This window comes from Secundilactobacillus odoratitofui DSM 19909 = JCM 15043, from assembly GCF_001434895.1.
GTDB lineage: Bacteria > Bacillota > Bacilli > Lactobacillales > Lactobacillaceae > Secundilactobacillus > Secundilactobacillus odoratitofui.
On record NZ_AZEE01000017.1, the window covers coordinates 51,594 to 52,060 of the forward strand.

Below are 467 nucleotides of genomic sequence, written 5' to 3' on the forward strand. Positions count from 1 at the left end.
AAAATTGATACCTGTATCATATCGTGAATTACATACTTATTCAAGCCCTAATTACGACATATCGGGAAGACAGGATTCGAACCTGCGACCCCCTGGTCCCAAACCAGGTGCTCTACCAAGCTGAGCTACTTCCCGTTAACTTTTCATAAATCGTCAACTATATTAGTATACTACGTTAGTTGTAAAAATACTAGTTTTTCTGGTACTTTTTTATTCAAGCCGCTTATCGGATTTGAACCGATGACCTCTTCCTTACCATGGAAGTGCTCTACCTTCTGAGCTACAGCGGCACCTGCTATTATACCTGCTCCGGTCCCCCATAATCAAGTCCTGGTTCATCCTGAGATTAGCTAAGTATCTTCCGTGGTTATTTTTTATAAAAAAAGAGCTTCCGATTACTCGGAAACTCTGGGTTGCGTGGCAACGTCCTACCCTTGCAGGGGGCGATCCCCCAACTACTCTCGGCG

The 467-nt window shown here is 44.1% G+C and carries 2 tRNA genes; both read right to left on the reverse strand.

Annotated elements, in window-relative coordinates:
• Positions 1-61: 61 nt before the first annotated feature.
• Positions 62-135: transfer RNA gene (locus tag FD04_RS02210), tRNA-Pro, on the reverse strand.
• A gap of 82 nt (positions 136-217) precedes the next feature.
• Positions 218-290, reverse strand: a tRNA-Thr gene (locus tag FD04_RS02215).
• Positions 291-467 lie beyond the last annotated feature (177 nt).